Below are 21,288 nucleotides of genomic sequence, written 5' to 3' on the forward strand. Positions count from 1 at the left end.
ACGCAGACGCCCGCAGGATTATGACGTTTGAGCATGGCCCGCGTAGCGAGCCCATGACGGGTCGGTTAAAGGGTTGAGGATGGAGAAGCCGGCCAGAAGATCAATTAGATGCAATAGCTGCATTATTAAAGAATTACGTTATGCATTATGGGTATTTTACACCTGATCACTGCAACCTCATCGTATCGACACTGACAACCATTGCCGAGACCGCGCGCGCGGATCGACTTGAAATGCCCTGACCGGGCATCTGGAGACGAACGTGCGTTACCTGACAACACTGGCGGCGGGGTTCACCGCCGCCTTACTGTGCCTGACGGCACAGGCACACACCCTGGTCGTCGGCGACCAGAGTTACAACGCTCAGGCCGTGATGGAAGCGGCGGGGGTGCTGGATGATCTGCCCTACACACTGGATTGGAAGCAATTCACCGCCGGCTCCCCGGTGGCCGAGGCGCTCAACGTCGGCAGCCTGGATATAGGCCTGCTGGGGGATGCGCCGGTATTGTTCCTGGGCGCATTGGGCGCGCCGATCAAGGTGATCGCGGTCAGCCGACAGAACCTCGAGGGCGTGGCGATCCTGGTGAAAAAAGAATCGTCGATCCACAGCCTGGCCGATCTTGCCGGTAAACGCGCGGCGATCTGGAAAGGCTCCTGGAGCCAGCAATTGCTGCTGACCGCGCTGGACAACGCGGGGGTGGCACCAGACACCCTGCAATGGCGCTACCTCAGTGCACTGGATGCGTCCCATGCGCTGGAAGGCGGTTCGGTTGACGTCATCGCCACCTGGGAACCCTACGTCACGCAACAGGAGCGCCAGGGTGCGCGGGTACTGGCGACCGCCGAGGGGTTGATTCCCGCCCAGAGCTTCATTGCCGCCAATGCCGGTGCCGTCGAGGCCAAGCGTGGGCCCATCAGCGATTTTCTCCAGCGCCTGAAAAAAGCCCGTGACTGGGCCCGGCAGAACCCGGCCAACGCCAATGCGTATGCCGACGCCTGGGCCAAGCGCACCCGCGCCGACGCTGACATCGCCCGCGCCTGGTTTGCCCGTGCGCGCACCACCGTCGAGCCATTGACGGCCCAGACGCCTGTGGAAGCGCAAAAGACCGTGGAGTTTTTTGCCAGCCAGGGCCTGGTCAAGTCCTACCCGGCCGCCACCCTGTTCGACCCTTCATTCACGGCGTTCTTGCAGCCTGCCGTGGCCGAAGCCCAGCCCGGGACTCTTCAAGGAACCCCTGCACAATGACTCAAAGACAGCTCAAACTCGGCGCCCTGACCATGGGTTGCGGCGGGCCGGGCCGGCATAACCTGTGGCTTGACCCGCAATTGCCGGCCGATGCCAGCGTCAACGTCGACTGGTACATCGACATTGCGCGCCAGGCCGAGGCGGCGCTGTTCGACCTGATGTTTATCGTCGACAGCCAGTTCATCACCGAAGGTTCGCCGTCCCATTACCTCAATCGCCTGGAACCGCTGACGCTATTATCGGCATTGGCGGTGAGCACCCGGCATATCGGCCTGGTCGGTACGCTGACCACTTCCTACAACTCGCCCTATAACGTCGCCCGGCGCCTGGCGTCCCTGGACCTGATCAGCAAAGGCCGCGCCGGCTGGAACGTGGTGACCAGCGGCGATGCCGGCACTGCGGGCAATTACAGCCGCGACGAACATTATGACTATGCCACGCGCTATGGCCGCGCCGCTGAACATGTACAAGTGGTGCAGGGCTTGTGGAACTCCTATGAGGAGGATGCCTTTGTGCGCAACCGGGCTACCGGCCAGTTTCTTGATCCGAGCAAGCTGCACAGCCTGAATCATCAGGGCGAACATTTCTCCGTGGTCGGGCCGCTGAATATCCAGCGCTCACCCCAGGGCCAGCCGGTGATCTTCCAGGCCGGCGACTCAGAGCCTGGCCGTGACCTGGGCGCCGCCACGGCGGATGTCATTTTCACCCATGCGGCCAGCATCGAGCAGGGCCAGGCGTTTTACCGGGATATCAAGGGCAGGGCGCTGCAACGGGGGCGCGATCCGGAGCAGATATTGATCATGCCCGGGGCAGAAATCTACGTGGGCGATACCGATGCGCACGCCAGGGAAATCGAGCAGCACTACCATCAGCTCGACCATAGTTTTGAACTGGCACTCAAGGAATTCGGACGCAACTTCGGCTGGCATGATTTCAGCCAGTACGACCTGGATGCGCCATTCCCCCAAGAGAGCCTGGAGGCGGCGCGCAGCAGCTTTTTCACTGCGGCCAAGCGCATCGCTGATCACGCCCGGGAAAAAGGCTTTACCCTGCGCCAAGCCGTCGAGTTTGGCCGGCAACTGCGCCCCGGCGCCTTCGTTGGCAGCGCCGTCACGGTCGCAGAGAAAATGGCCGACTGGCTGCAAGCAAGGGCCGTGGATGGGTTCAATATCTATATCGGGCACCCAGGGCAGTTTGATCGATTCACCCGGGAAGTCATTCCGTTGCTGCAGGAGCGCGGTGTCTACCGCACGGCGTATGAAGGCTCGACGTTGCGTGAGAGCCTGGGGTTGTCGATTCCAACCTGTACGCCGGGCCGGGTCCAGGCGCGCTAGGAGTGAATGAAGCTGGTGACGAATTCTGCCTTGATGAGCGTCGGCTCAATGCCATGGATCAAACCGCAGGCCATGGCCTGGTGCGGATCGAAGATGCGCGGCGCAGCGATCAGGTACTTTTCGGTTTCCAGTTGTTCGATGGCATCGTGGGTACGTTCGGCCACGATGCGTGCGTACAGATGCAGGTCGTAGTCCAGACTCATGGTGTACTCCGACATGCGCGAATGGTCTACGGCGCCTTGCAGGTGCCAATGAAACGGATGAAACAGGAATTTGCTATGGGCGCAGGCAGTCCTGCGCTCACCGGCCAGGAAAATAATGTTGCCCATCGACTCCACCGTGCCCAGATTGTGGGTATGCACGGGAATCGGCAGGGCCAGCAGAAAGTTGTACATCGTAAAACCGTAGCTGCACTCACCGCCCATGGTCGCAATATTCAGCACCAGGCAGCTGGCACCCTGCTGTACGGCAACCGTGGCCTTTTCGATGAGTTGGCTACAGGTCGATGCATTGATCGGGCCGGTGAAGTTGATAGCGTGTAGAGGCATGTCGTCCCTCGCAAATGAAACCTGCATTAACCGCATTAACTATCAAGTTAAAGGTTGTTTTGCAGTCTTGCTCAGACTAATTACAATGTGCCGCCTTTATGAGCGGTGGTTATAAGCGCTTTTCGCATAAAGGTAGCGCACGCTCAGTACCAACAGTGATTTCAGCCTGTTTGGCAACCTGCAAGTGTTCATAACATGAGTGCGGGTTCGAACGCACTGCCGTTTTCGGTTCGGTTCGTCCTTCCATAATAGCCTCACGAGATAAGTCGTCAGGCTGCACATCAACTGGCGCTTGCATGTTCAACTCCTTACTGTCGAAAAGAAGGGGCGGCACTGCCGCCCCCACCGTCGCGTCAATTACGACTTGCGGCCGCCGCCATGGCTTTGTTGCCCACCTTTACGGCCGGCTTCCGACGCCTTTTCACGGTCGTTGGCAAAGTTGCCGCCAGATGCCTGGCCACCTTTCCTACCCGCCTCGGAAGCTTTTTGTTGATCGTTGGCGAAGTTTCCAGGGTTTTTATTACTTGTGGTCATGATCGTTCTCCAAAAGTAAGTGTCGTTTCGCTAGTTGCCCATTGATGCAGCGGGCATTTACTTCGAGAAGAGCGACCGCGAAAACGTTTTGAAAATTTTTCGGCGCGGCGATGAATGGTAGTGCAGTGCAAAAAACTTGTACAAGTCAGCGCTAATTCGTGCCGCTTCGTATAACTTTTGCGATCCATTCAAGCGCGCCGAAACTGAGCCCATAGGGTCAACGGCCGCTTCGCTTAGTTGCCTTTATATTGAACCTCTCGCACTCGCCCTTGACCTAACTTGCATCACTGACCTGGAGGTGCAGCATGCAAACCACGTATTTCTGGATAGGCCTGGCAGTCATCCTCGTATTACTCGACCTGTGGATCATCAACAGCGTATGGCGCAGCGACAAAACCTCGGGCACCAAGGCCGGATGGACTGCCCTGGTGGTGGTGTTGCCATTTGTCGGCGCGGTGATATGGAGCGTGGCCGGGCCCCGTGGCGTAACCAAAGGCCCGTCGTCGCCGGAACACAGCAAGGGGTGAAAGCGGTAACGGCGCGCTGATCCGAATATGCGCAAATGAAGCTGAACTAACCCTGGCAGCGTGCCCTCGCAAGACTATGCACGTCGGCAGGGACTTCTATTCTCTGAAATAAAGGAGAAAACAATCCGATGACAATGACAGTAGGCGACTTTCTGGTTGAACGGCTCAGCGAGTGGGGCGTAACGCGTATTTTCGGTTACCCCGGCGACGGTATCAACGGGGTGTTCGGCTCCTTGAATCGGGCCAAGGGCAAAATCGAATTCGTCCAGGCGCGCCATGAGGAAATGGCCGCTTTCATGGCCTCGGCCCATGCCAAGTTCACCGGCGAACTGGGGGTATGCATCGCCACCTCCGGCCCGGGCGCTGCGCATTTACTCACCGGCCTGTATGACGCGCGTATGGACCACATGCCGGTGCTGGCTATTGCTGGGCAGCAGGCCAGGGCCGCACTGGGCAGTCATTACCAGCAGGAACTAGACCTGCTCTCGATGTTCAAGGATGTCGCCGGGGCTTTTGTGCAACAGGCCTCGGTCCCGGCGCAGGTGCGCCATCTAGTGGACCGCGCGGTGCGCACCGCTGTGGGCGAGCGCAGGGTCACCGCGATCATCCTGCCCAACGATCTGCAGGAGCAGCCTTACGAAGCGCCAGCCCGAGCCCATGGCACTGCGCATTCCGGCGTCGGCTACACCAAGCCCAGGGTACTGCCCTATGCCAATGACCTGGAGCGCGCCGCCGAGGTGCTGAACGGCGGCGAAAAGGTCGCCATCCTAGTTGGCGCCGGTGCCTTGGGAGCCACCGATGAAGTCATCGCCATTGCCGAGGCGCTGGGCGCCGGAGCCGCCAAAGCCCTGCTCGGCAAGGCCGTGCTGCCTGACGACTTGCCTTGGGTCACCGGTAGCATTGGCCTGCTCGGCACCGAGCCCAGCTATAAGCTGATGACCGAGTGCGACACCCTGTTGATGATCGGTTCGGGGTTTCCCTATTCCGAATTCCTGCCCAAGGAAGGCCAAGCCCGTGGTGTGCAGATCGACCTGCAACCGGACATGCTGAGCCTGCGCTACCCCATGGAAGTCAACTTGGTAGGTGACGCCAAGGAAACCTTGGCGGCGCTGCTGCCTTTGCTGGAACACAAGAGCCAGCGCAAGTGGCGCAAGCAGGTCGAAGGCTGGCGTGACAGTTGGGAAAAGACCCTGGAAAAACGCGCCTTGGCCAAGGCCAAGCCGATCAACCCGCAGCGCGTCGTGCATGAACTGTCGCCACGCCTGCCGGACCACGCGATCATCACCTGTGACTCCGGCTCCTGCGCCAACTGGTACGCCCGCGACCTGAAGATCCGCCGCGGCATGCAATGCTCGCTGTCCGGCGGCCTGGCGTCCATGGGCGCCGCCGTGCCCTACGCCATCGCGGCCAAATTTGCCCATCCACAACGCACCGTCGTGGCCCTGGTGGGGGATGGCGCGATGCAGATGAACAACCTGGCCGAATTGATCACTGTGGCCAAGTATTGGCGAAAGTGGCAAAGCCCGAAGTGGATCTGCGCCGTGTTCAATAACGAAGACCTCAACCAGGTCACCTGGGAGCAGCGGGTCATGGAAGGCGATCCGAAGTTCGAAGCCTCGCAGAATATTCCCGATGTGCCGTACCACCTGTTCGCCATTTCCCTGGGGCTCAAAGGCATCTTCGTCGAGCATGAAGACGACGTCGCCGCGGCGTGGGAACAGGCGCTGGCATCGGACATCCCGGTGCTGATCGAATTCAAGACCGACCCCAACGTGCCGCCACTGCCGCCGCATATCAAGCTGGAGCAGGCGAAGAAGTTTGCCTCCACATTGCTTCAGGGGGATCCGCAGGAGGCCGGGGTAATCGTGCAAACCGCCAAGCAGGTGCTGGCCAGCGTATTGCCGGGTGGTGCGAAGAAATAGGCGGGCTATGCCAATAATCAACGGCTGCGCGCTGGCGCAGCCGTCGCTGTAAGGACATGGATATGAGAATCCGGCGATGACGCAGATTTTCAGTCGCTCGGCCGACACCTGGTTGCGCGTGGGACTGCTGTTACTCATCGTCGGCCTCTCGGGAGGCTTGCTTGTGGCATTGACCCTGGAGAGCACCGATTACCGCACTGGACGCAACTGGGTGGTTGAACAGCCCTTGCCCTTCAGTCATGCCCACCATGCCGGCGAACTGAAGATTGATTGCCGCTACTGCCACAGCGCGGTGCAGACCTCGGCCATGGCCAGCCTGCCAGCCACCGAAACCTGCATGAGCTGCCATTCCCAGGTATGGAAAAACGCCGACGTGCTCGAACCGTTGCGCAAGAGCCTGCGTGAACATAAACCCTTGCACTGGCAGCGCGTCGTTGAATTGCCGGACTACGTGTACTTCCATCACGGCGTGCATGTAAATGCGGGGGTGGGCTGCAATGAATGCCATGGCCGGGTGGACCGTATGCAACTGCTGTTCAAGGCGCAGCCGTTGAACATGGGCGAATGCCTGGCCTGTCACCGTGACCCGGCACCGCACTTGCGCCCTCCAGAGCAAGTGACCAACCTGCAATGGCACACCGATGAGGATCGACGCCAGTTGGGTGAGCGACTGATGCGTGCACGCGGTATCGAGGTGAAGGGCCTTACCGATTGCGGGGTCTGTCATCGATGAGCGCGCCACTGGACTTTGTCGCTTTGCGTGGGCAGCTCGCCGGACTCAAGGGCCGGGCCTATTGGCGCGGGCTTGAGGCACTGTCTGCGTCCCCCGAGGTGCAGGCGCTGATGGAGGCCGAGTTTCCCGGGGTAGCGCCGTTGCTGGACCGCCGCGGTTTCCTGCAACTGATGGCCGCCTCCCTGGCAATGGCGGGGCTGGCGGCGTGCGGCAAAGCCCCGGAACAAGCCATTACCGCCGTTCACCAGCCGGCCACCCTGACCCCCGGCGTGGCGGCCTGGTATGCCACCGCCGTGTCATTGGCTGGCGTGGCACAACCGGTATTGGCCAAGACCCAGGCCGGGCGCCCGATCAAGCTGGAGGGCAACCCAGCACATCCAATGTCTGGCGGTGCCTGTGATGCCTTCACCCAGGCGGCGATCCTGCAGCTCTACGATCCTGATCGCTCCCAGGCACCCCGCTGGCGGGGCCGCGAAACCAGTTGGGCGCAGGTGCGCGCAGCGCTGTCCCAGGAGCGGCAGGCGTTGGATCGCCTTCACGGCAAAGGCTTGCATATCGTCTGCGGCGCCAGCAGTTCGCCGACCCTCCAGCGCCAGTTCGAGCAACTGCAAAAACGTTGGCCCGAGGCGCGGCTGTATCACGGCGAAGCCTTTGCCGAGACCACCGCCATGGTCGCCAGCGAACAGCTGTTTGGTCAGCCGCTGACGGCGCGCGTGCACTTGGAGCATGCCCAAGTGCTGGTATGCCTGGACTATGACCCCTTGGGCTGCGGCCCCTACCAGACTGTGCGGCAGAGCGGCTGGGCCGAGCGCCGGCGCCGGGCCGCCAAAGGCGAGGGTGCGGCCTTGTCGTTCGTGGCTGAAAGCGTTCCGACTCTCACTGGAGCCGCCGCCACGGCACGCTTGCCGATGCCACCGTCACGCCTGCCGGACATGCTACTGGCCTTGAGCCAGGCCCTGGGCGAAACCCTGCCGGGCACGCCGCGCCTGACGGCGGCGCAGCGCCAGTGGCTGGACCTGGCCGTGGCGGCGCTCAAGGCGCATCCGGGGCGTGGGCTGATCGGCATCAGCTCCCAGGCACCCGAAGCCTTGCAAGCGCAGGTCTTGCGCCTGAACCAGCGCCTTGGCCACCTGGGGCGAACCCTGGACTTGCAAGCCCCAAGCCTGCTGGGCTACGAGCCTCAACGCCAATGGGCGTCGCTGCAACAGCTGGCCCAAGCGCTGCAAGAGGAACGCGTGAGCCATCTGGTCATGCTCGACTGCAACCCGGTACAGCTGTCAGCGTTGCCGGCCCAATTGCAGCAAGTTCCCATGCGCCTGCACGCAGGGCTTTACTACGACGAAAGCGCCGCGCAGTGCCATTGGCACTTGCCGCTTAACCATGGGTTGGACGGCTGGAGCGATGCCCGCGCAGCGGATGGCAGCGCCTGTATCGTCCAGCCATTGATCGAGCCGCTGTATGCGACACGCACGCTGCACCAGGTGCTCGAGTTGCTGATGAGCGCCGCCGAGGCCGATGGCTTGGCGCTTGTACGGGCCACCTGGGCGCACATTCCCGAGGCGCAATGGCGCCAGGCCCTGGCGCAGGGTTGGATCGAAACTGCCGCGCCGTCGGTGGCGGTGCGCAACCCGGGCACAGCGGCTGCGTCGCTGGCCCTGAGTGACAGGGACGGCCTGCAAGCGCTGGTGCGTCCCGACCCGACTATCTGGGATGGGCGGTTTGCCAATTGCGCATGGTTGCAGGAATTGCCCAAGCCCATCAGCACCCTTACCTGGAGCAATGTGGTCGGGCTTTCCCCGCGCCTGGCCGAGCGATTGGGCGTGGGCAATGGCGACGGGGTCGAGGTGAGCCTGACCGGCCAGACCCTGCGTGGCCCGGCTTGGGTTGAACCAGGCCAGGCCGATGAGGTAATCGCCTTGTATGCCGGCTACGGTCGAACCCGCGCCGGGCGGGTCGGCAATGACCTGGGGTACGCCGTCAGGCCGATTCAGGCACTTGCGGCCGACGCCAAGCTGCGGGTCACGGGGGAGCACTATCGGTTGGCCACGACCCAGGCCCATCACCAGCTCCCCGATGAAGACGAGCCGCCCATCCGCGTAGTCGCGCGCGATGCGCCGCACCTGCCAGGCCAAACCATCCCCGTGTCGCTCTACAGCCCGGCTGCCGACAGTGGCCCGCAGTGGGGCATGGTCATCGACCTGGACCTGTGTACCGGCTGCAATGCCTGCGTCGTCGCCTGCCAGGCCGAGAACAATATCGCCGTGGTAGGCGCCGAACAGGTCGCCCGGGGCCGCAACATGCACTGGCTGCGGATCGACCATTACTACCAGGGCTCCCTGGATGCACCGCGCTCGCGCTTCCAACCTTTGCCCTGCATGCACTGCGAACAGGCGCCCTGCGAAACCGGCTGCCCGGTCAACGCCACGGTGCACAGCCGCGATGGCCTCAACCAGATGGTCTACAACCGCTGCATCGGCACCCGCACCTGCGCCGCTTATTGTCCGTACAAGGTTCGTCGCTTCAATTGGCTGGACTGGAGCGCCAACGCCGCACCGTCGATCCAGGCCCAGCGTAACCCCGAGGTCACGGTGCGCTCCCGGGGTGTTATGGAGAAGTGCACTTACTGCATCCAACGCATCAGCGCCGCACGAATCGAAGATAAACAACAGGCCGCAGCCTTTGATCCGTCCAGCGTGGTCACCGCCTGCCAGCAGACATGCCCCAGCCAGGCGATCAGGTTTGGGGACATTGCCGACCCCGCCAGTGATGTCAGCCAGGCGCGCCGGGACCCGCGCCATTACCGCTTGCTCGACGCCCTCGGCACCCGGCCACGCACCAGCTACCTGGCGCGCATCGAAGAGGAGGGCACTGGCGATGCAAGCTGAGCCGCTGCTGCACGACACCGCGCATTTTCTGCCCAAGGACCTGAGTGATGCGCAGGTGTCGCGGCAGGTGTTCGGGCCGTTGCAGCAGTTCCCCCGGCCAGTGGCCTGGCGCTGGTTATTTGGTCTGGGCGTCGCGCTGTTGCTGATGTACCTGGGTTGCGCCGCCGTGTTGTTGGCCGGTGGCATTGGCCTGTGGGGTAATGATCAGCCGGTGCATTGGGGGTTCGGCATTCTCAATTACATCTGGTGGCTGGGCATCGGCCACGCGGGCACCTTTATCTCGGCGTTGCTGCTGCTGATCGAGCGACCTTGGCGACATACTCTCAATCGCTTGGCGGAGCTGATGACGTTGATGGCAGTGATCTGCGCCGCGCTGTACCCGATCCTGCACCTGGGCCGCCCGTGGCTGTTCTACTGGACCATGCCTTATCCGAACGAAATGGGCCTGTGGCCGCAGTTCAAGAGCCCGACCGCCTGGGACATGTTTGCCATCCTGTCTTACCTGACGGTATCGCTGCTGTTCCTGTGGGTCGGTGCCATTCCGGACTTCGCCACTGCCCGTGACCGCGCCAGCACACGGATGCGACAAGTCTTTTACGGCTTGCTCGCATTGGGCTGGCGTGGCTCGCAGCGCCACTGGGCGTTGTGGCGACAGGCCACGCGGGTCTTGGCGCTATTGGCGATACCGCTGGTGTTCGCGGTGTCGAGCGGCTACTCGTTTCTGCTGACCATGGGCACCCAGAGCGGCTGGCACTCGACCTTGTTCCCCGCGTATTTCGTCGCCGGCGCGGTGTTTTCCGGATTCGCCATGGTGGTATTGCTGGCGATTGTGGTGCGCTGGATGCTGTGTATTGAAAGCCTGATCACCGTCCGCCACCTGGACATGCTCGGCCGCCTGTTGCTGGCCACCGGCTGGCTGACGGCCTACGGCTATCTGGCCGATCTGTTCATGCCGTTCTACAGCGGCGACCCCCATGAAATCGACGTATTGCTCACCCGTCTCGGCGGCCCGCACGCCTGGAGTTTCTGGTTGGCCATCCTGTGCAATGTCGGGGTGCTTCAAGCGCTGTGGTGGCGTCAGGTACGGCGGCACCCGTCACGCTTGGCCCTGGTGGCCGTCGCTGTGTTGCTGGGCATGTGGGCCGAGCGCTTCATGTTGCTGGTGCCGCCCCAAACCCGGGACCTGTTGGTGTCCAGCTGGGGCGATTATTCACCGACACGCTGGGACTGGGCGCTGTTCGTGGGAAGCTTCGGTATGTTCCTGGTGCCCTATAGCTTGTTTTTGCGCTATCTGCCCATGGTTTCTGCGTTTGAGGTCAAGCAGGCGCTGCATCAGGAGCGCGGCGATGACTGAGTGCCTGGGGTTGCTTGCCCGATACCCTGCGCCACGGCCCTTGGTGGATACCGGCCTGCGCGCCTGGGAGCTGGGTTATCGACGCCTGGATGGGTTCGCGCCCTTTGGGTTGGAGTCCCTGGAGCCGGTACTCGCCGCCAGGGCCAGCCGTGTGCCACCCATGGCTTGTGTGGGCGCAGTGGTAGGCGTGGTAGTGGCGCTGCTGATGCAGATTGGCGCTGTGTGGGTTTACCCGTTGAATGTCGGCGGGAGGCCCTTGGTGGCGCTGCCGTTGCTGCCAGTCGTGACCTTCTTGTTTGCCGTGGTATTCGCCGCAGTCGCAGCGGTGCTCACGGCCTTGATAGGCATGGGCCTGCCACGTCTGCATCACCCGTTGTTTGCAAGCCAGGGCTTCGAGCACGCCTGTGACGACGGCTTCTTCTTGTTTATCGATGCCTGCGACCCGTTGTTCGATCTTCAACGGACCCGCGCCTTGTTGGCCGAGCAGGCCCTCAGCGTGCACGAGGTGCAGCCATGAAACCCTGGCTATGGGGGCTGGGCCTGGCGCTGCTGTGCAGTGGCTGCGATGACATGTCACGCCAGGCCAAAATGCTGGAGCAACGGCCCGGCGCCTTATACGCCGATGGCCTGAGCACCCGCCAACCGCCTGCCGGCAGCGTGGCGCGCGGGCAATTGCAGCGGGAGGCGACCGTGCAGCAGCGCCCGCTGATGAGTGCGGCGTTGCTTGCCCGGGGTGAGGAGGGCTACCGGGTGTTTTGTACTCCCTGCCATGGCCTCGGCGGCCATGGCGACGGTCTAGTGGTCGGGCGCGGTTTTCCCGCGCCGCCGGCCTTTACCGAGCCGCGGTTGTTGCACGCCAGCGACGCTCGGCTGATGCAGGTCATCGCCCAGGGTCACGGCTTGATGCAGGGCTATGAATCGCGCATCCAGCCCGATGAGCGATGGGCCATTGTTGCTCACCTGCGGCTGCTGCAATTGAGCCAGCGTGCCGAACTCGACAGCTTGCCGCCGCCACTGCGCCAGGCGTTCGAGGACCAAGGCCAATGAAAGGGCTGCTGCGGCTTGGCGTTGTCGCTGCCTTGGGGCTCGCGCTGCTCGGGCTGTGGCAACCGGCGTGGGTGGGGGCTGGCGCGCTGGCGGCGGCGGTGAATGCCAGCAGTATTGTGCTGGGGTGCCTGCTGCTCACATTGTTGACGCCCTTGATCAGTGGCCGCTGGCAAGCGCTCCTGGCCCCCGGCAGCCGCCTGGGTTCGGGCGCGGTGGTGTTGATCGTGCCGATGATGCTGCCGGTCATGCTGGCGATGGCCTGGGTGTATCCCTGGGTCGGCCAGGACCTTGAGGGTTTTCGCGGCCTGTGGTTATCACCTGGGTCTTTCGTGCTGCGCACGCTGGTGTATGGCGGTCTGGCCTGGTGGATACGCGGTTGGGCAGGCCGGCGCAGCGCGATGGGGCTGATTATCTATGCGCTGGTGGCCAGCCTGGCAGCGGTGGATTGGGTGATGTCCCTGCTGCCGGGGTTTGTCTCCAGCCTGTTCGGGCTGTTGTTGATTGCCCGGCAGCTGATCGATGGCCTGGCGTTCGCCGGTTTGTGCGTGTTGTGCTGGAACGTGGTGCTGTTGCCGGCGCGGCAATGCGTGATATTGCGCGGCCTGCTGGTCGGGGCGCTGGCGTTCTGGGTGTATGTGCACTTTATCCAGTACCTGATTATCTGGTCGGTGGACCTGGCCCATGAAACCCACTGGTATCGCCTGCGCCAACCCGGGTTGTGGGGCGTGCTGAGCGCGTTGCTGATGGTTGGGCAACTGGCTTGCCTGGCGCTGCTCGCCTCACCCTGGGGCACGCGGATGTGGGCGTTGCAGTGGGGCTGTGCGGCGATCCTGCTGCTGGGCGCAGTCGAGTCGATCTGGATCACCTTGCCGTCGATCTTCCCCGAGGCAGCCGGCGGCACAGTGCTGACCGCCGTGCTTTGCCAGGGTGTCTACGCCATTGGCCTGGGCGCCTGGTGGCATCGGCAATGGCAAAGGGGGCGCCATGACTGCTGATTACCAACCCAACCGCTTTGACGGCAAAAAAGCCGGGCGCGTGATCCTGTTGTTGTGCATGGCAATCGCGTTGGTGCTGGGCGGCGTCGCCTGGTTGTTAGGCAGCTATCGCCAGCACGTGCGCCAGCCCCCCATGAGCAGCCTGGAAAGCCAACGCGTGCTGCCACCCGAGCCGCGTTTGCAAGCCAACCCGCGGCTCGCCGGCGAACAGCAAATCGCGCGCCAACGGCTGCAACTCGACAGTTACGGCTGGGTCGACCGCACGCAGGGCATTGTCCACCTGCCCCTGGAGCAGGCCCGGCAGTTGCTGCTCGAGCGCGGCTGGCCCACGCCCGAGGAGGTCGTCCATGGGCATTGAACGCGCACTCCTGACGCTGTTGCTGCTGTGTACGCTGTTGTCGCAACAGGGCCTGGCCCAAGGCTTCGATCCCTTTGCCGCCGCGGGTATCGACAGCAGCCGAGTGGGTAGCCCACTGGCACTGGACAGCCGTTTCACCGATCAACAGGGGCGCTCCGTGCGCCTTGGGGATTTACTCAAGGGCCAACCGACGCTGTTGGTACCGTTGTATTTCCGTTGTCCGAATGTCTGCGGGGCGGCGCTCACGACCTTGTTCAGTCAACTGGCCAACCAACCCTATCGACTGGGGCGTGACTTCCAGGTGATCGCCTTCAGCTTCGACCCCCGCGAAGACCCCAGCGCTGCCCGGGAAGAACTGGCCAAGCTCAGCCAGCACTGGCCCACGCTGGCCAACGCCGCCGGCTTGCACCTGCTCACCGGTGATGCCGCCGCGAGCCACGCCTTGGCCGACTCCATCGGCTTCGGCTATCGCTTCGACCCTGGGCAACAGCAGTACGCCCACAGTTCAGCGGTGGCCGTGGTGACCGCGGATGGACGGCTGTCGCGCTGGCTCTATGGCCTGGGCTATCAAGCCAGCGATTTGCGCCTGGCGCTGACTGAGGCGGGGCAGGGCAAGCTTGGCGCGATCAAGGAGCAACTGTTGCTGCTGTGCTACCACTACGACCCACAGAGTGGCACCTATAGCAGCCGGATCATCCTGCTGTTGCAGGTGGCGGGAACGGCGACGGTGCTGCTGCTCGGCCTGTTTATTGCGGTGACCGTGCGGCGTGAACGGCGGGGGATGGGATGAACGAACAGTTCCTGCGCCTTTGGCCGGCGCAAGCCTCGGACTACGCGGTCTCGGTAGATTGGCTGGTGATTGGCTTCACCGCGATGATGGCTTTGTTTGTGCTGCCGGTGTTCGTCGCGTTGTGGGTGTTTATCTGGCGCTATCGGCGCGGTCGTCCGGCGGATCGCGACCACCGTCCGCAAAGCAACCTGCCCATCGAACTGGCGTGGATTATCCTGCCGTTCATTGGCTCGTTGGTGGTGTTTCTGTTTTCCGCACGGTTGTTCTTCATTGCCCGCACGCCGCCGGACAACGCCCTGCAAGTGCAGGTCACCGCCCGGCAATGGATGTGGAAATTCCAGCACCTGGGCGGGCAACGCGAAATCAACACGCTGCATGTGCCCGCCAGGCGCCCGATAAAGTTGACGATGATTTCCGAGGACGTGATCCACAGCCTGTTTTTCCCCAGCCTGCGCATCAAGCAGGATGTGCTGCCGGGGCGCTACAGCATGTTGTGGTTCCAGGCCGAACACAGCGGCACCTATGAGGTGTACTGCGCCGAATACTGTGGCACCGACCATGCCGCCATGCTTGCGCGCCTGGTGGTGCTGGACCCGGCCGACTACGAACGCTGGCTGAGCGACAACGGCAGTGCTGCCGACCTCGTCAGCCAGGGCGAGACGCTGTATCGCCAATACGGCTGCGGCAGCTGCCATGATTCGGGCAACGCGCCGCCCCTGGCAGGTGTATTCAACCGCACGGTACAACTGGCCGACGGCAGCCAGGTCAAGGCCGATGAAGCGTATCTGCGCGACAGCATCCTGCTGCCGCAAAAACAGCAAGTGGCGGGTTATCTGCCGATCATGCCGACCTACAGCAACCTGTTGGACGAAGAAGCCGTGCAGCGCCTGGTGGCCTATCTGCGCGCACTGCCCGGAGAAACTCGATGAGCCCACCCAGCTATCTGCATGCCCAGGGGCTGCGCGCCTGGTTGTTGACCGGCGACCACAAGCGTATCGCGGTGTTGTACATGCTCACCGTGACCTTCTTTTTCTTTGCCGGCGGGCTGGCGGCCAGCCTGATCCGTATTGAGCTGGTCACCGCCGAAGGCGACCTGCTGACCGCCGACGGCTACAACCGGGCGTTCACCCTGCACGGGGTGATCATGGTCTGGTTCTTTCTGATTCCTTCGATCCCCAGTGTGTTCGGCAACTTCCTTGTGCCCATCATGATCGGCGCCAAGGACATGGCATTCCCGCGCCTGAACCTGTTCAGCTGGTACCTGCTGCTCGGCGGTGGCCTGTTCACCCTGCTTGCGCTGCTGCTGGGCGGGGTCGACACCGGTTGGACCTTTTACACACCGCTGTCGACCATGTTCAGCAACGGCCACGTGGTGGCGGTGATCTGCGGCGTATTCATCGCCGGGTTTTCGTCAATCTTCACCGGTATCAATATCATCGTCACCGTCCACACCCTGCGTGCGCCGGGCATGACCTGGATGCGCCTGCCACTGTTTATCTGGTCGATGTATGCCACCTCGATCATCCTGGTGCTGGCCACGCCGGTGCTGGCGATCACCCTGTTGCTGGTGGCCGCCGAGCACCTGTTCAATATCGGTGTGTTCGACCCGAACCTGGGCGGCGATCCGCTGCTGTTCCAGCACCTGTTCTGGTTCTACAGCCATCCGGCGGTGTACATCATGATCCTGCCGGCCATGGGGGTGGTCAGTGAGCTGATCACGGCGGCTGCGCACAAACGCATCTTCGGCTACCGCTTTGTCGCCTGGTCCAGCGTGGCCATCGCAGTGATCGGCTTTCTGGTATGGGGCCACCATATGTTCGTGGCCGGGCAGTCGATGTATGCCAGCCTGGTGTTCTCGCTGTTGAGCTTCCTGGTGGCCATTCCATCGGCGATCAAGGCATACAACTGGAGCGCCACGCTGTACAAGAGCGACCTGACCCTGCATGCCCCTTTCCTGTTCGCCCTGACCTTTATCGGCCTGTTCATCATCGGCGGGGTAACCGGGCTATTCCTGGCGCTGCTGGCGGCGGACCTGCATGCCCACGATACCTATTTTGTGGTCGCGCACTTCCACTACATCATGGTCGGTGCGGCAGTGGCAGGCTACTTCGGTGCGCTGCATTTCTGGTGGCCGAAAATCACCGGCAGGCTCTACTCGCAGCTGTGGGGCAAGATCACAGCGATCCTGATTTTCTGCGGGTTCAACCTGACGTTCTTCCCGCAGTTCCTGCTCGGCTATCTGGGCATGCCCCGGCGCTACCACAGTTACGATGCGGATTTTCAGTTCCTCAATGTGCTGTCATCGGCCGGTGCGTCGATCCTGGCGTTGGCCTATGTGCTGCCGTTCTTCTATTTGCTGGGCTCGCTGCGCTGGGGCGAGCGGGCCCCAATCAACCCTTGGGAGGCCGCCGGGCTTGAGTGGCGCGTGGCCTCACCGCCGCCAACGCACAATTTCGCCGGCCCGGTGAGCGTGGATTTCGAAGCCTACGACTATTCCCCCGAGGCCCGTCGTGATCCGCTTTGATGAGCGGCCCGCCGCGCCTTTTGCAGCCTTTGCCCAGCAACGCGATGCCGCACGCCTGGGCATGTGGCTGTTCCTGGCCAGCGAAGCGATGATGTTCGGCAGCCTGATCCTGGTGGCGTGGTTCTTGCGCTTGCAGCATCCCGATGGCGTAGCCCAGGCAGTGGCGAAGCTGCATTACCTGCTTGCGTCGGCCAACACCGTGCTGTTGCTGACCAGCAGCCTGCTGATGACGCTGGCGATGGCCGCCAAACGCCCGCATCGGATACGTCGACACCTGCTCGGCGCGGCGCTGCTTGGCTTGCTGTTCCTCGGGCTAAAGGGGGTTGAATATGGCCTGGAATGGCACGAAGGCGTGCTGCCCGGCTTTAGCCAGGGCGCACCGTGGCAACTGCCCTCGGCGCAACTGTTCATGAACCTGTACCTGCTCGCCACGGCGCTGCACGGCGTGCATGTGCTGGTGGCCGTCGGCCTGGCGCTCTGGCTTTACCGCGCCCTGGGGCGCTGCGCGCTGGCGCCTCGGCAAGCCTCGACGCGCCTGGAGATGACCGCGCTGTATTGGCACCTGGTGGATGCCATCTGGATTGTGCTGTTCCCCACGCTGTATTTGGTCGGGCGCTGAGATGAGCAGGGCGGGCGCGGTCAAGGTGTATGCCGGGTTGCTGCTGTTGCTGGCGTTGCAGCTGGCTTGCGCGCTGTACTGGCCGCGGCTGGGGGCGGTGATCATGCTTGCCGCCGCCGCGCAGTGCCTGTTGCTGTTGTGGTTTTACCTGGGCCTTTACCGTCATCGCGGCTGGGCGCGGCTGTTTGGTTGGGTCTACCTGTTGTGGCTGCTGGTGATGGTGGTATTTATCCTCGGGGAAGTGGCGACGCGCTGAGCCTGACCGGCACCGATTTGGCGGCCGGCACCTTGCTGCGTTCGGCATGGTGCCAGAGCGGCACCAACGGGTTGCACTCCGGATAGTAGGCCGCAGCGCAACCTTCGGGAATGTCATAGGCAATGATCTCGAACGGCCCGACCTGGCGCTTGACCTCAGGCTCGATGGCGGTGGTCAGCATGACCCGCTGGCCGACCGCGAAGCCCAGGCGCACGATGTCGTTGCAGTGCATGAAGATGACTTCGCGGGTTCCGCTGACCCCGCGAAAACGGTCCTCATAACCATAAATGGTGGTATTGAACTGATCATTGCTGCGCAGCGTCATCAGTTGCAGTACGTCACGTGCAGGTTGCGCAAGGTTCACGTCATCGTCTTCGGCCAGGGTGACAGGGGTAATGAACTGCGCCTTGCCGGTCGGGGTCAGCCACTGGCGCTCGGCAGCAGCAATCGGCCGATGGAAGCCGCCGGGCTCGGCCATGCGGGTTTCCATGTCATGGAAGATCTGCGGGTAGACGCGGCCAATGGCCGCCCTGACCTTGGCATAATCGGTGCTCCAGGCTTGCCAGTCGATGGTGTTGCCAGGGGGCAGGGTAGCCATGGCCAGGCCAGCCACAATGCTCGCCTCCGCGCGTACGTGCGGGCCCACCGGCTCGGCGCTGCCGCGCCAGCCATGAATGCAGCCGGTGCTGTCTTCGGTGGTGTAGGTTTGTGCAACGCCATTCTGGCGGTCGATTTCGATGCGGCCCAGGCACGGCAGCAGCCACATGTTAGCGGCCGGCAGCAGGTGGGTGCGGTTGAGCTTGGTCGCCACCTGTACATTCAGGTGCAGTTGCTGCCAGGCCGGCTCCATGCGCGAGGTGTCGGGAATCGCCCGCAGGAAATTGCCACCCAGGCCGATAAAGCCGCGCACGCGCCCCTCGAGAATGCCTTCGCAGGCATCCACCGTACACAGGCCCATTTGTTGCGGTACCTTGAAACCGAAGTGCTGCTCGATCAGCTCCACGGGGACTTTTTTCGGGTCTTCGGTGATGCCGACCGTGCGTTGGCCCTGCACATTGGAATGCCCCCGCACCGGGCAGATACCCGCGCCTGGTTTGCCGATATTGCCGCGCAACAGCAGCAGGTTGACCAGCATCTGCACATTGGTCACCCCATGCCGATGCTGGGTGAGCCCCATGCCATAGACAAACATCACGCGCTGGCACCTGGCATAGACGGTCGCAGCCGCCTCCAGTGCGCCACGGGTGAGGCCACTTTTATGTTCCAACTGCGCCCAGGAACAACGCCGCACGAAAGTGGTGAAGCCTTCGAAACCTTCGGTGTGGCTGGCAATGAAGTCGTAATCGAGCACGGCGGGCGTGCCTTGCTCGGTTGCCCGGTCATCCATTTCCAGCAGGGCTTTGGCGATGCCGGTGATGGCCGCCGTATCCCCGCCAATGGCGACTTGGTGATACTGGGTACTGATCAAGGTCGAGTCGGGCGTGAGCATTTCGCTCGGCGACTGTGGATTGACGAAGCGCTCCAGGCCGCGCTCGCGCAAGGGGTTGAAGGTGATGATCGGCACGTCGCGCCGGCGCACGTCCTGCAATTGATGCAGCATGCGCGGGCTGTTGCTGCCCACGTTCTGGCCGAAGAAAAACACGCCGTCGGTATGCTCGAAGTCGGCCAGGGTCACGGTGCCGACTGGCACGCCGATGCTTTCCTGCAACCCCACGGACGTGCTCTCGTGGCACATGTTCGAGCTGTCGGGCAGGTTGTTGCTGCCGTAGGCACGGGCGAACAACTGGTACATGAACGAGGTTTCCAAAGAAGCCCGCCCGGAGGCGTAGAACACCACGCTGGCAGGGTCCATCGCCTTGAGTTGCGCGCCGATATCCCGGTAGGCTTCTTCCCAGGACGTTGGCTGGTAACGGTCACTTTGCGGGTCATAGCGCAGCGGATGGGTAAGGCGGCCATGCTGTTCAAGCGCGTAATCCGACCATTGGCGCAACTCACTCAAGGTGTGCGCGGAGAAAAAACCTGGGTCGGTCTTGCGCGACGTCAGTTCCCAGGCCGTGGCCTTGGCACCGTTCTCGCAGAATTCGAGCAGGTGAGGGCGCCCGGGCTTGGCCCAGGCGCAGCTCACGCAGGCAAAACCGTCAGGTTTGTTCTGTTTGAACAACGCGCCAGGCGCCTTGGCCACTACCTGTTCGCGCCAGAGAATGTTCATCACCGACTTGGCCGAGCCCCACCCTCCGCTGGCATGGGTGTAGGGCTGGTAATGGCTCTTGGGATAAATAAGCATCAGGCGCTCCCGTACTCGGCTGGATAACCTTGGGACGGGATGAATACCGCAAAGGTTCGAGCCGATTGCCGGACGGAGACTGCCGTTTGTCTGTGGGGGGCTATCGCAAGTGAACCCCGGGACATCGATTGTCCTCCACAGGCTTGTATGCCCGAAAACGCAATCGACGGGCGCATCTGCGCGCTCGAGGAGGGAGGTATGAACAAGCCGTCATCGCCAGGGCCAGGCACCCATGCCGGGCAAAAAGTACGCCCTGATACGGCAAAACGAAACGATAAGTCCGAGGACCCGAATGTCGAGCGCCCTTGGGAAGCGGATGTGGACCAGGGCGGCGTAGCCCCTGGCGGGCCGTCCAAGGACCCTGAATCAGGCGCATGACCGACGGCCCTGTAGGGGCAGGGCCGCCAGCAGCGGTTTTAATCGTCCACAGTGAACGTGACCCAGCCCGGCCCATCGGTGGGTCTTTGAATCTCAACAATCACCCCGCTTACAGAGGTGCCGTCGGGCAAATTGACCGTCACGAAGTTCGGGTGGCCTGGCCACTCAAGCGTGGTATCGAATGCCAGGCGCACCACGGTGGGTTTACCGCTGCTGCTCATGTGGATGTCTACCGAGTCATTCAGGCATTCATCGGAGCCGGTGCCTAGATGGCGTGATGCGGTGATGACACTTGCAGAACCTTCATAGTCGTAAGACATACTTGCGTACCTTTCGTATTAAGAGTGCGGGGGCGCAGGCAGTTATCTGCGGCGTTGAGTGCTCATTCGACAGGCACGCGCAATCGCAATGCCGGCTACCAGCAAGGCGGCGCCTGTTGCAATCAGTAAGTAGGGTGGCTGACTGGTTTTTCTCCTGCCGGCCCCTTCCCGGCGTTGACTGGCCGGTGCGGATTCAGGCGCCTGCGTGGGGGCATCGACCTGCATTTCCTGCAGTTTCAGGCGTGCGCCATCGTTCAACACCAGGGTCAGGTCTTCGATAGTGCCGGCGACCCGATCGGGAAACACCGGCTCGCCGTTGGCATCCAATTCGTCATACAGGAACTTCTGGCCTTCCAGCCATCCCACCGCAGTCATCAGCTCGGGACCGAGGTAGTACTTTCCATCCAGGAAGAATCCACCGAAATTCTTCGTGCGCTCCAGGTTTTGCACGGTGTAGCGCTGGCCGGGTCTCATTCCGGTTGCTGAGTCGATCATGCTGACTTCCTCCATTTACATGTCCTGCGATAGAGGAGGTTGGGTAAATGATCGTTCAATCCAAATGACCGAAAGGCACCACAACGCTTGCCAGCGTTCCCATCTTGCACAACTGCTGTGCAGCGCCAGGGGTTAATCC

Annotated in this window: 23 protein-coding genes; 17 read left to right on the plus strand and 6 right to left on the minus strand. The window is 62.4% G+C overall.

Annotation, left to right across the window (positions count from 1 at the left end):
- Nucleotides 1-262: 262 nt before the first annotated feature.
- Together BLU48_RS10450 and BLU48_RS10455 are read left to right on the plus strand one after the other, a co-directional pair.
- Complete coding sequence (locus BLU48_RS10450) at nt 263-1,246, plus strand: ABC transporter substrate-binding protein (RefSeq protein WP_057022279.1); 984 nt, start codon at nt 263-265, stop codon at nt 1,244-1,246.
- A complete protein-coding gene (locus BLU48_RS10455; RefSeq protein WP_046068172.1) occupies nt 1,243-2,580 on the plus strand; it encodes an LLM class flavin-dependent oxidoreductase in 1,338 nt (445 codons plus the stop codon). The genes BLU48_RS10450 and BLU48_RS10455 overlap by 4 nt, the downstream gene beginning before the upstream one ends.
- On the opposite strand, the gene BLU48_RS10460 is transcribed toward BLU48_RS10455, so the two are convergent.
- The 3 genes from BLU48_RS10460 to BLU48_RS10465 all read right to left on the minus strand — a co-directional run bounded on the left by BLU48_RS10460 (nt 2,577) and on the right by BLU48_RS10465 (nt 3,662).
- Entirely contained in the window at nt 2,577-3,128 is a 552-nt protein-coding gene (locus tag BLU48_RS10460; RefSeq protein WP_043050190.1) for an ATP-dependent Clp protease proteolytic subunit, read from the minus strand. The genes BLU48_RS10455 and BLU48_RS10460 overlap by 4 nt on opposite strands.
- A 109-nt stretch (nt 3,129-3,237) precedes the next feature.
- Nucleotides 3,238-3,426, minus strand: a complete 189-nt coding sequence (locus BLU48_RS31670; RefSeq protein ID WP_124356127.1) for a hypothetical protein — start codon at nt 3,424-3,426, stop codon at nt 3,238-3,240.
- Nucleotides 3,427-3,485: 59 nt separating this feature from the next.
- The gene (locus tag BLU48_RS10465) at nt 3,486-3,662 is read right to left on the minus strand and encodes a con-10 family general stress protein (RefSeq protein ID WP_043050189.1); all 177 of its coding nucleotides are present in this window, start codon (nt 3,660-3,662) and stop codon (nt 3,486-3,488) included.
- 305 nt (nt 3,663-3,967) lie between these two features.
- Between BLU48_RS10465 and BLU48_RS10470 the strand changes: the two genes are divergently transcribed.
- From BLU48_RS10470 to BLU48_RS10535, 14 genes are all read left to right on the plus strand, one after another.
- Complete coding sequence (locus tag BLU48_RS10470; RefSeq protein WP_043050188.1) at nt 3,968-4,189, plus strand: PLDc N-terminal domain-containing protein; 222 nt, start codon at nt 3,968-3,970, stop codon at nt 4,187-4,189.
- Between the two features lie 128 nt (nt 4,190-4,317).
- A complete protein-coding gene (locus tag BLU48_RS10475) occupies nt 4,318-6,111 on the plus strand; it encodes a thiamine pyrophosphate-requiring protein (protein ID WP_057022280.1) in 1,794 nt (597 codons plus the stop codon).
- Between the two features lie 76 nt (nt 6,112-6,187).
- Entirely contained in the window at nt 6,188-6,844 is a 657-nt protein-coding gene (locus BLU48_RS10480) for a cytochrome c3 family protein (protein WP_057022281.1), read from the plus strand.
- Nucleotides 6,841-9,729, plus strand: a complete 2,889-nt coding sequence (locus BLU48_RS10485; protein ID WP_057022282.1) for a TAT-variant-translocated molybdopterin oxidoreductase — start codon at nt 6,841-6,843, stop codon at nt 9,727-9,729. Before BLU48_RS10480 ends, BLU48_RS10485 begins: the two co-directional genes overlap by 4 nt.
- Nucleotides 9,719-11,083 carry an NrfD/PsrC family molybdoenzyme membrane anchor subunit gene (gene nrfD / locus BLU48_RS10490; protein ID WP_057022283.1) on the plus strand — a complete coding sequence of 455 codons (1,365 nt, stop codon included), beginning with the start codon at nt 9,719-9,721 and terminating at the stop codon, nt 11,081-11,083. The genes BLU48_RS10485 and nrfD overlap by 11 nt, the downstream gene beginning before the upstream one ends.
- Nucleotides 11,076-11,600, plus strand: a complete 525-nt coding sequence (locus BLU48_RS10495) for a quinol:electron acceptor oxidoreductase subunit ActD (RefSeq protein WP_057022284.1) — start codon at nt 11,076-11,078, stop codon at nt 11,598-11,600. The genes nrfD and BLU48_RS10495 overlap by 8 nt, the downstream gene beginning before the upstream one ends.
- On the plus strand, nt 11,597-12,130 hold the full coding sequence (locus BLU48_RS10500) for a c-type cytochrome (RefSeq protein WP_057022285.1): 534 nt from the start codon (nt 11,597-11,599) through the stop codon (nt 12,128-12,130). Before BLU48_RS10495 ends, BLU48_RS10500 begins: the two co-directional genes overlap by 4 nt.
- On the plus strand, nt 12,127-13,125 hold the full coding sequence (locus tag BLU48_RS10505) for a hypothetical protein (RefSeq protein ID WP_057022286.1): 999 nt from the start codon (nt 12,127-12,129) through the stop codon (nt 13,123-13,125). Before BLU48_RS10500 ends, BLU48_RS10505 begins: the two co-directional genes overlap by 4 nt.
- Nucleotides 13,115-13,483 carry a hypothetical protein gene (locus BLU48_RS10510; RefSeq protein ID WP_057022287.1) on the plus strand — a complete coding sequence of 123 codons (369 nt, stop codon included), beginning with the start codon at nt 13,115-13,117 and terminating at the stop codon, nt 13,481-13,483. Before BLU48_RS10505 ends, BLU48_RS10510 begins: the two co-directional genes overlap by 11 nt.
- On the plus strand, nt 13,473-14,273 hold the full coding sequence (locus BLU48_RS10515; protein WP_057022288.1) for an SCO family protein: 801 nt from the start codon (nt 13,473-13,475) through the stop codon (nt 14,271-14,273). The genes BLU48_RS10510 and BLU48_RS10515 overlap by 11 nt, the downstream gene beginning before the upstream one ends.
- Nucleotides 14,270-15,202 carry a cytochrome c oxidase subunit II gene (gene coxB / locus BLU48_RS10520; RefSeq protein ID WP_057022289.1) on the plus strand — a complete coding sequence of 311 codons (933 nt, stop codon included), beginning with the start codon at nt 14,270-14,272 and terminating at the stop codon, nt 15,200-15,202. Before BLU48_RS10515 ends, coxB begins: the two co-directional genes overlap by 4 nt.
- The gene (locus tag BLU48_RS10525) at nt 15,199-16,797 is read left to right on the plus strand and encodes a cytochrome c oxidase subunit I (RefSeq protein WP_057022290.1); all 1,599 of its coding nucleotides are present in this window, start codon (nt 15,199-15,201) and stop codon (nt 16,795-16,797) included. Before coxB ends, BLU48_RS10525 begins: the two co-directional genes overlap by 4 nt.
- Entirely contained in the window at nt 16,784-17,416 is a 633-nt protein-coding gene (locus BLU48_RS10530) for a cytochrome c oxidase subunit 3 (RefSeq protein WP_057022291.1), read from the plus strand. The genes BLU48_RS10525 and BLU48_RS10530 overlap by 14 nt, the downstream gene beginning before the upstream one ends.
- 1 nt (nt 17,417) lies before the next feature.
- Nucleotides 17,418-17,672 (plus strand): hypothetical protein, encoded by a 255-nt coding sequence (locus BLU48_RS10535; protein WP_057022292.1) that lies wholly within the window; start codon nt 17,418-17,420, stop codon nt 17,670-17,672.
- Here BLU48_RS10535 and BLU48_RS10540 read toward each other — a convergent pair.
- Nucleotides 17,644-19,956, minus strand: a complete 2,313-nt coding sequence (locus BLU48_RS10540; RefSeq protein WP_057022293.1) for an FdhF/YdeP family oxidoreductase — start codon at nt 19,954-19,956, stop codon at nt 17,644-17,646. The genes BLU48_RS10535 and BLU48_RS10540 overlap by 29 nt on opposite strands.
- A 198-nt stretch (nt 19,957-20,154) precedes the next feature.
- Here BLU48_RS10540 and BLU48_RS31675 point away from each other — a divergent pair, with 198 nt between their 5' ends.
- Nucleotides 20,155-20,334, plus strand: a complete 180-nt coding sequence (locus BLU48_RS31675; RefSeq protein WP_124356126.1) for a hypothetical protein — start codon at nt 20,155-20,157, stop codon at nt 20,332-20,334.
- 38 nt (nt 20,335-20,372) lie between these two features.
- Here the strand turns inward: BLU48_RS31675 and BLU48_RS10545 are convergent, their stop codons facing one another.
- Together BLU48_RS10545 and BLU48_RS32655 are read right to left on the minus strand one after the other, a co-directional pair.
- Nucleotides 20,373-20,654, minus strand: a complete 282-nt coding sequence (locus BLU48_RS10545) for a hypothetical protein (RefSeq protein WP_057022294.1) — start codon at nt 20,652-20,654, stop codon at nt 20,373-20,375.
- 42 nt (nt 20,655-20,696) lie between these two features.
- A complete protein-coding gene (locus tag BLU48_RS32655) occupies nt 20,697-21,149 on the minus strand; it encodes a hypothetical protein (RefSeq protein WP_057022678.1) in 453 nt (150 codons plus the stop codon).
- Between the last annotated feature and the right edge of the window lie 139 nt (nt 21,150-21,288).

The organism is Pseudomonas synxantha (assembly GCF_900105675.1).
GTDB classification, from domain to species: domain Bacteria; phylum Pseudomonadota; class Gammaproteobacteria; order Pseudomonadales; family Pseudomonadaceae; genus Aquipseudomonas; species Aquipseudomonas synxantha.